This is a genomic window from Aliterella sp. E5.1, assembly GCF_057473825.1.
Genome location: NZ_JBYCCV010000138.1, coordinates 1 through 7,637, shown reverse-complemented (window position 1 = coordinate 7,637; position 7,637 = coordinate 1). Strand labels below are relative to the sequence as shown.

General features: G+C 44.2%; 10 protein-coding genes and 2 pseudogenes. 6 read left to right on the top strand and 6 right to left on the bottom strand.

The window, feature by feature from the left end; all coding sequences use genetic code 11:
* Positions 1–84 precede the first annotated feature (84 nt).
* On the bottom strand, positions 85–303 hold the full coding sequence (locus AC2VE5_RS22990; RefSeq protein ID WP_486889992.1) for a hypothetical protein: 219 nt from the start codon (positions 301–303) through the stop codon (positions 85–87).
* Between AC2VE5_RS22990 and AC2VE5_RS22985 the strand changes: the two genes are divergently transcribed.
* On the top strand, positions 239–412 hold the full coding sequence (locus AC2VE5_RS22985; protein WP_486889991.1) for a hypothetical protein: 174 nt from the start codon (positions 239–241) through the stop codon (positions 410–412). The two genes, AC2VE5_RS22990 and AC2VE5_RS22985, sit on opposite strands and share 65 nt — an antisense overlap.
* Positions 413–873: 461 nt before the next feature.
* Here the strand turns inward: AC2VE5_RS22985 and AC2VE5_RS22980 are convergent.
* Positions 874–1,050 (bottom strand): annotated as a pseudogene (locus AC2VE5_RS22980) (tyrosine-type recombinase/integrase); the annotation flags it as partial.
* Complete coding sequence (locus AC2VE5_RS22975; protein ID WP_486889990.1) at positions 1,034–2,101, bottom strand: competence protein CoiA family protein; 1,068 nt, start codon at positions 2,099–2,101, stop codon at positions 1,034–1,036. The gene AC2VE5_RS22975 and the pseudogene AC2VE5_RS22980, both read right to left, overlap by 17 nt.
* A gap of 248 nt (positions 2,102–2,349) precedes the next feature.
* Between AC2VE5_RS22975 and AC2VE5_RS22970 the strand changes: the two genes are divergently transcribed.
* Entirely contained in the window at positions 2,350–2,544 is a 195-nt protein-coding gene (locus AC2VE5_RS22970) for a hypothetical protein (RefSeq protein WP_486889989.1), read from the top strand.
* A 95-nt stretch (positions 2,545–2,639) separates the two neighbouring features.
* On the top strand, positions 2,640–3,695 hold the full coding sequence (locus tag AC2VE5_RS22965; protein ID WP_486889988.1) for a tetraprenyl-beta-curcumene synthase family protein: 1,056 nt from the start codon (positions 2,640–2,642) through the stop codon (positions 3,693–3,695).
* Positions 3,696–3,933: 238 nt separating this feature from the next.
* Here the strand turns inward: AC2VE5_RS22965 and AC2VE5_RS22960 are convergent, their stop codons facing one another.
* The gene (locus AC2VE5_RS22960) at positions 3,934–4,857 is read right to left on the bottom strand and encodes a tyrosine-type recombinase/integrase (RefSeq protein WP_486889987.1); all 924 of its coding nucleotides are present in this window, start codon (positions 4,855–4,857) and stop codon (positions 3,934–3,936) included.
* 50 nt (positions 4,858–4,907) lie between these two features.
* Between AC2VE5_RS22960 and AC2VE5_RS22955 the strand changes: the two genes are divergently transcribed.
* Positions 4,908–5,147: a hypothetical protein gene (locus AC2VE5_RS22955; RefSeq protein WP_486889986.1), complete on the top strand. Its 240-nt coding sequence runs from the start codon at positions 4,908–4,910 to the stop codon at positions 5,145–5,147.
* 44 nt (positions 5,148–5,191) lie between these two features.
* Here the strand turns inward: AC2VE5_RS22955 and AC2VE5_RS22950 are convergent, their stop codons facing one another.
* Complete coding sequence (locus AC2VE5_RS22950; RefSeq protein WP_486889985.1) at positions 5,192–5,812, bottom strand: tyrosine-type recombinase/integrase; 621 nt, start codon at positions 5,810–5,812, stop codon at positions 5,192–5,194.
* 808 nt (positions 5,813–6,620) lie between these two features.
* On the opposite strand from AC2VE5_RS22950, the gene AC2VE5_RS22945 reads away from it, so the two are divergent.
* Together AC2VE5_RS22945 and AC2VE5_RS22940 are read left to right on the top strand one after the other, a co-directional pair.
* A complete protein-coding gene (locus AC2VE5_RS22945) occupies positions 6,621–7,217 on the top strand; it encodes a type IV toxin-antitoxin system AbiEi family antitoxin domain-containing protein (protein WP_486889984.1) in 597 nt (198 codons plus the stop codon).
* Positions 7,214–7,561 carry a nucleotidyl transferase AbiEii/AbiGii toxin family protein gene (locus tag AC2VE5_RS22940; protein WP_486889983.1) on the top strand — a complete coding sequence of 116 codons (348 nt, stop codon included), beginning with the start codon at positions 7,214–7,216 and terminating at the stop codon, positions 7,559–7,561. The genes AC2VE5_RS22945 and AC2VE5_RS22940 overlap by 4 nt, the downstream gene beginning before the upstream one ends.
* Here AC2VE5_RS22940 and AC2VE5_RS22935 read toward each other — a convergent pair.
* Positions 7,532–7,637, bottom strand: a pseudogene (locus AC2VE5_RS22935) (transposase); the annotation flags it as partial. The gene AC2VE5_RS22940 and the pseudogene AC2VE5_RS22935 sit on opposite strands and share 30 nt — an antisense overlap.

The window sequence follows — 7,637 nt, the reverse complement described above, 5'->3', positions numbered from 1 at the left end:
CACGTAAGGCATATGCAGCAAACTCGCCGCCCTACGCCAGTGCCGCTTCTCCCCGCCTGTCATAGTGCGCGGTTGTCACGGGGCTTACATGATCGCAGGCTTTTTCAACTTCAATTGGATATTCTCTATTCTATCGGCGATCGCTTTCCCTCGGCTAAGTCTTCGGCACAATGCTGTCGGTTCGCCATCGTACTCTGGATCGAGCAAGCGATCGCCTGCTACGAGCATATCTGCTGCTATGTCCAGCTTCACTGCCCATTCTGCTAAAGGTAGACTTGCCCAAGTAGCTACAAATTCAGGAATGCTTTTCGGTCGCTGCGCTCTAGGTACATCGCGTCAAGCACAGGTGAAGCTATCGCAAGCTTGGGTGCTGCTTAAGCGATCGCATCAGCAACTTCTGGCTTTAGCCTAATTGAAGGCAACAAAGAATGTTAGCCCAATGATAAGTGCTGATAATAGTATCAATAATAAAGGCAAAATGCTCACAGTTAGAAGCCTTAGCCTTTCCCACTTTGTCCAGCTTATTTTTTGCGGAATTACAGCATTAGGCGGAAAGGCAAACCAACTGCCTTTTTCGTAAAATAGCTCTGTCCAACCATTTTTATCACACCAGCGTTTTTTGCGAATGTACTCAGTTACAGGTATGAAGCGCATATAGTCTATTCAAAGATTACCGTTGACTACAAAAGAAATTGGCACTGCGATCGCCCATCTCTACAGAATGTAGTTTATAAGTATAAATCACGATCACACATACGGCGTATGTAGCAGATTCGCCGCCCTACGTTTAGCTGGTTCTTTTCTCCTATCATACCGCGCGGTTATTACAAAATTATAACGATCGCAAGGTCTTTTAATTTCGATTGGATGCTCCTATGAATCCAAGTACAGGCTAGAGCTATCTGTCGGTCGCGCATGAAGATAACGCTCAGTAGTGGCGATGTTTGCATGACCCAAAGTTTCCTTGACCAAATGAATAGGAGCGCCACGATCCATCGCGTGAGAAGCATGGGCGTGGCGCAACCAATGAGGACTAATACCCTTGGCTATCGTGCGCTCCCCATTGCACGGCTCTTTGCATTCCTACTCTAATTGAGTGCGATCGCTTTTGAGCTTGAATGTCTACTTGATGAGCTTGAATGTCTGCTTCAATAGCTTGCTCTATTGGGCTTGGTAACCCATCAATAATTTCCTGTTCTTTTTGTGATAAATCCTTGAGCTTCATCCGGCGCAAATCGCGCAAAACTGATGCTGCATCGCTTTCATCATTAAATTTGTAGTATTCAGTTAAACTCCCAATCGGGTAATTAAAACGAGCATAGCGATATTTAAAATACTTTTCTACGTTGCCGCGATGCGTCCAAGTCCCCAGCACCTCGACTGATACAGGTACGCCGAAGTGCGATCTCAAGTCCTGTTCGACTTCCGCGACTCGTTCCTCGATTGGTCGCGTTGTCACCCCAATCTTATAAAAGGTTTGCCTGTCTGCTGTTGCTTCCAGATAGTATAGATTATTGAGGAGAATCTTTCGCAAAGATGCGCGGTAAATCCGTAGGTCACTCAAGCACTCGGTAGGAAGCGGACTATTAGAATCATAAGCCTGATCAGTCACATCTTCTAACTCGTCCAGCTTCTCCAATAACAGTGGTTCCTGTACAGAATTAAACAGCATTAGCGACAATGCACCGACAGGTATTTTCCCCAGCTTTGTAAATTGATAGCCTCCTCCGCGCCCCATAAAGTCGTTGTACTCCAACAACTCCTCCCGCAAAAATGCTGGAAGTACATTTGAGCGCAAAATCTTACGGTTGTTGCAACCGTATCGCTGCCATAGTTTCTGTAAATGCTCTAATTCTTTTCCTGACAGGAATATATTGAATTGCTCGTAGAGAGGTAGAGTTGGCAAGTCCCGGTTCTTTTTTTGCTGCACCTCGCGGCAAGTCTCATTTGTATGCGCGAAGTGGTGAGCCTTAATGCGCCCTTTTTTCGCTGTCAACACGCCTCGGCAATAAGGACACATTAGATTTGTGCTGCCGCTAGTTACATCTTCTATGGCAATTAGGAAATTATCAGCATCAACCCCATACTTTAGCCAAGACATACTTTACGGACTAGCCTTTTTTTGATACACCTAATTTGTGCGTCTGAAGGACATTTGTTCGCGCGATCGCAGTTAATCTAACTGTATCAAAAGAAGGGTGTCTCAAAGAGCTACTTATTTATAGCTTTCTTGAATTGCGTTCCTGACGCGATATCTGTCAATACCTTGATTCTTACTATTTTCGGCATCCAGATTGCTCAACCTAACTGCCTATACTTGTCTTGGTCGCTAACGCCCTTATAAGGAGTATGCAGCAGATTTGCCGCCCTGCTTTTAGCCGCCTCTCCCCGCCTGTCGTACCGCGCGGTAGTCACAGGACTAGCGATTTGCTGCCAGTTTCTGCACGGTACTTGCTGTCAGAAGTTATTTCACCCCGCTTTTTTCTCCAAGAAATTTTCTGTTTTCAAGCACTTTTTGCAACATACCTTAAGCTTCAGAGCTAACTCTTCCTCTGTGGAGAGGTTGTACAGTACAACCTCTCTTATGGTCATGGCAGTAGCTATCTCTGTTGTTGACAATTGCAAAAATCACATCCGCTATGAATATTCCGTTTTCTCGCTGGACACTGATGTCAGAAACCTACTTTAAGGTTCTTCCAGCAGTTCGGAGTTACTTAAATAATTGGAAGACCCAAGCGCAGCAAATTCCAAATTTAGAACTGCGTAAACAAGCTCTAAAGAGCATTGAAGCCAAACAATTTCATTGTGAAGGTGGCTCAATCTACGGATTACTTGCTAGAAGCCACTGGCGTGAAGCCATTAGATTTATTGTTGCTTATCAAACAATTAGTGATTACTTGGATAATTTGTGTGATCGTAGTAATTCACTAGATCCCAAGGATTTTCGCGCATTGCATGAATCTATCTTCCAGGCTCTCACGCCAAATTCAAAATGTACAAACTATTACCGGGTTCGTGACGATCAAGAAGATGGCGGCTATTTAAGAAAGTTGGTAAGAACCTGCCAGGAAGTCTTATGCAGAATACCGAATTACCCAAAGATTGCTCCAACCTTGCATGAACTAGCTAATTATTACTGTGATTTGCAAATTTATAAACATATTAAGGTTGAAGAGCGAGTTCCACGATTAAAGACATGGTTTTCTTTACACCAGAAACAATTTCCTGAATTAAGCTGGTATGAGTTTTCTGCTTGTACTGGTTCAACTTTGGGAATTTTTTGTTTAGTGGCTTACTCGTTGGATCAAGGTTTATCTGATGAACTAATAAATCAGATCAAAAATAGCTATTTTCCGTGGGTTCAAGGGCTACATATCTTGCTCGATTACTTAATTGATCAAGAAGAGGATCGAATTAATGGAGATTTGAACTTTTGTTTCTATTACAGCAGCAAAGATGAAATGATTGAGCGATTCAAATATTTTATTGAAAATGCAACAACAAGTGTTTCTCAATTACCGGATACTCGTTTTCATCACCTGATAAATCAGGCATTGCTGGGGGTTTATCTTTCAGATAAAAAGGTAAGAAGCCAACAAGATGTTCAAGATGTGGCAAAACACTTGCTCAGTTTGGGTGATAGCCCAGCATCCTTTTTCTTTCAGAATCGTTTATTCATTTCTCATTATTGTTAATAGCCTGGGTAAGCTGATAGACACTTAACTTGCAATAACCCTACTTTCTGTATTTTGGGCTTGAATTTTGTTTAAGTACCGCTATTAGTTTTGGGTTTAGAATGCGCGATCATCCATACGGCGTATGTAACCTAATTGCGCCACCTTACGCCAGTGCTGCCTTTTCCCGCCTATCATACCGGGCGGTAGTCACAGAACTTGCATGATTGCAAACTTTTCCAATTTCAATTGGATGCTCTCACGATTCCAAATAGAGACTAGAACTATCCGTCGGTCGCGCATGAAGATAGCGCCCAGTAGTAGCAATGTTTGCATGACCCAAGGTCTCTTTGACCAAGTGAACTGGAGCGCCGCGATCCATTGCATGACTTGCATGAGCATGACGCAGCCAGTGCGGTGATACAGTGTCAGCTACAGTCGCCTCTAATCCTGGCACTCTTTTTGCCGCCGCTTTGACAATGCGATTGACCTGCATCTCCAACAAAAACCCCTTTTTCTTACGGCTGGTAAACACTGGTTCACCAATTGCCGCGTCACCCCGCATCAATTGCAATTCCTGCCACAGCGATGCAGGTAGCTTGATTGCCCGTGTTTTACCACCTTTACCGTAGACCAACACCTGTCCCCCGACATCCCTTGGTTGCAACGAGAACCACTGCAATTGCGTCACCTCTGACACCCGCAATCCTGCAACATACAGTAGCTTCAGCAACGCTCGGTTGCGCTGATTTGGTTCTAAACCAATCATCGTCTGTACTACCCATTCCGGTAAAATCCGCTCTGCCAAAGAATCCTTCACTTTGGGAAGAGTTACTGCTCCGGCTGGGTTGGCTTTCAGCAGCCCTGTTTTCTGGTGAGCGAAAGTAAACAGAGATTTGATTGCCGCGATCGCCCTAGCAACAGAAGAAACAGCCAGGGAACTTTGATTGAGAGCAGTTGCATATCCTTGGACATCAGCCAGCGTTATTGACTCAATGGGTTTATTTACAGCCCTAAGAAATTTTAGTGCTTCGCGGCGGTAGTAACGCTGCGTATGCGGTGACTTGCCGTGAAGCCAAAGGTCGAGCAACCCCTCAGTAGGGGTAATTGTTGCACTAGAGTGAGCGATCGCAATATTGGAGGTTAAAGAGGGGTGGTCGGACATGAAAGAGGTATTACTCATATAATATTTCTTAACCCGGTTTTCTGTTCTGATGATACTCATACCCCAAAATGACCGAACCATCACCCCCACGTAAACGGGGTAGACCCAAAACTGGAAAAAAGAAAGATCCTAAATACACGTTAGCAAGCGGTTTTGTCCTCAAAACTACTGGCGATGCAGCAAGACATTTTCTAATAGACAACGATGAGTTTAAAGATATGGGCGATCTCTTAGACTCAGCTATAGTTGAATTTTTGTCCAAACGAAATTACATTAAAAGGAAAAGAAATCAAAAAAGCAACCCTTAATATTTTTGCCGCAGCTTTGACAATGCGATTGACCTGCATCTCCTTCAAACGCCCTTTTTCTTGCGGCTACTAAATACTGGTTCACCAATTGCCGCGTCACCCCGCATCGATTGCAACTCCTGCCACAGTGACGCAGGCAGCTTGATTGCCCGTGTTTTACCACCTTTACCGTAGACCAATACCTGTCCCCCAACATCCCTTGGTTGCAGCGAAAACCACTGCAATTGCGTTACCTCTGACACCCGTAGCCCTGCAACATACAGTAGCTTCAGCAACGCTCGGTTGCGCTTATTTGGCTCCAACCCAATCATCGTCTGGACTACCCATTCCGGTAAAATCCGCTCTGCTAAGGAATCCTTCACCTTGGGCAGAGTTACCGCTCCGGCTGGGTTGGCTTTTAGCAGCCCCGTTTTTTGATGAGCGAAAGTGAACAGAGATTTGATTGCTGCGATCGCCCTAGCAATAGAAGAAACAGCCAAAGAGCTTTGATTGAGGGCAGTTACATAGCCTTGGACATCAGCTAAGGTTATTGACTCAATGGGTTTATTTACAACCCTAAGAAACTTTAGTGTTTCGCGGCGGTAGTAACGCTGCGTATGCGGTGACTTGCCGTGAAGCCAAAGGTCAAGCAACCCCTCAGTGGGAGTAATTGTAGCGACCCACAATACTAAACGCTCCAGACCACAATAATCGCTGTTTTGAGACCAGATTAACTGCAACTAAAACTGCACTTGAGACCGAATTAAATCCAACTAAGACCAGATTATTTGCAACCAGACCACAATACTAAAGTTGAGACCAGATTAACTGCAACTAGAAAATGAGCAGAAACTTAAGTAAAGAAAACGAGCGTTTTATTTACTGAAAGTTGACCAGTTGCTACGCAGCAGTAAATAGTCATTTCTTAGGTTAAATAACTCAGTAATTTTATCTACGGCAATATATGCCAAAGTAACAACGAGTTTATTGACTTCTCTGACATACCATTTCCTAGATATGAGTTAGAGACATGGTTTCAAGCAATAAGCTTATAGTTGCAGTTAATGTGGTCTCAGTTGGATGATTGTGGTCTGGTTGCAAATAATGTGGTCTTATTTAGAACTAATGTGGTCTCAAGTGCAAGTTTAGTTGCAGCTAATCTGGTCTCAAAAAGGCGATGATTGTGGTCTGACGTAATTATGATTGTGGGTCGCTACAGGTAGCCGGGGTGTAAGACATTCAAGTCCGTCCCTAGTTGGGGCAACCAGCCCTAGAGCGATCGCCTTGCAACGCGGCTCCATTACAATGAGCAAATACCTATTGTGTCACCTCTAAAACCGCCTGAGAGTATTTTCCGTAACCCTATTGCTGGTTTTACTTTTGAAGAACTACCTACCCTAGGCTTTGTTACCTTTTTAAGATAAAATGTAGGTAGTTATAAATTTTTACCAACGTTTTATCTTTTACAAATTAGTTGTTGAGTTTTAATTGATTATGAATAAAACCCAGCAGGTTCTAGAAGTAGCTCGTAATGTAGGAGTAATCCGTGCCAAAGATATGGCTTCACGGGGTATCCATCCCTCAGTATTGCAACATCTAGAGCAGCAAGGTCTACTGATAAGATCGGGGCGTGGTCTTTATACCTCTGTGGAAGCAGACATAACAGAGCATCATACCCTTGTAGAAGCAGTTAAACGAGTGCCAAACGGTGTTATCTGCCTGCTCTCTGCACTTAGCTTCTATGAACTAACTTCCCAAGCTCCGTTTGAAGTCTGGATGGCGATTCCTCAGAAAGCTCGTCACCCAAAAGATAATCTTCTACCTCTACGGATTGTCTATATGTCAGGGGAAGCTCTAGACTTGGGCATTGAAGAACATCAAATTGAAGGCATTACTGTCAGGGTGTACTGCATTGCTAAGACCGTCGCGGACTGTTTCAAGTATCGAAATAAGATTGGTCTAGACGTTGCTCTAGAAGCTCTGCGCCAGTGTTGGCGAGAACGGCGATGCTCAATAGACGAAATCTGGCTATATGCCCGCTTCTGCCGTATGGAGAATGTAATGCGCCCTTACCTAGACAGCCTAGAATGAGCCAACAGCAAGCCAAAAACTATGCGGCATCAGCGCGCGCACGGCTGTTACAAAAAGCGAAACAGCAGGGGGAAACGTTTAACCTCCTGCTAACTCGATATGCAGTAGAGCGCCTTTTATATAGGCTGGCGAAATCTCAGTACAGTAATCAATTTATCCTCAAAGGAGCAACCCTGTTTACGGTTTGGCACTCCTCACCCCATAGAGCAACTAAAGACTTGGATTTATTAGGCTACGGTACAAACAAAGTTTCCTCTCTTGAGCAAATTTTTAAGACAGTCTGTCAAGATTCCTATAGAACCCATTTGACATCTCTAAAAGGCGGCAAGTCGCTTAATCATTAACCTGACGAAGCAGAGATTGAGCTTCGTGGTGGCATTGGTCAAGGTGCGCTCAAAGTTCTTAACGAGGATCTTACAT

What these genes read in the sequence shown, in the direction of transcription:
- AC2VE5_RS22965 (WP_486889988.1), top strand. Translation starts at nt 2,640, where the DNA reads ATGAATATTCCGTTTTCTCGCTGGACACTGATGTCAGAAACCTACTTT.
- AC2VE5_RS22985 (WP_486889991.1), top strand. Translation starts at nt 239, where the DNA reads ATGTCCAGCTTCACTGCCCATTCTGCTAAAGGTAGACTTGCCCAAGTA.
- AC2VE5_RS22970 (WP_486889989.1), top strand. Translation starts at nt 2,350, where the DNA reads ATGCAGCAGATTTGCCGCCCTGCTTTTAGCCGCCTCTCCCCGCCTGTC.
- AC2VE5_RS22975 (WP_486889990.1), bottom strand. Translation starts at nt 2,101, where the DNA reads ATGTCTTGGCTAAAGTATGGGGTTGATGCTGATAATTTCCTAATTGCC.
- AC2VE5_RS22955 (WP_486889986.1), top strand. Translation starts at nt 4,908, where the DNA reads ATGACCGAACCATCACCCCCACGTAAACGGGGTAGACCCAAAACTGGA.
- AC2VE5_RS22945 (WP_486889984.1), top strand. Translation starts at nt 6,621, where the DNA reads ATGAATAAAACCCAGCAGGTTCTAGAAGTAGCTCGTAATGTAGGAGTA.
- AC2VE5_RS22940 (WP_486889983.1), top strand. Translation starts at nt 7,214, where the DNA reads ATGAGCCAACAGCAAGCCAAAAACTATGCGGCATCAGCGCGCGCACGG.
- AC2VE5_RS22960 (WP_486889987.1), bottom strand. Translation starts at nt 4,857, where the DNA reads ATGAGTAATACCTCTTTCATGTCCGACCACCCCTCTTTAACCTCCAAT.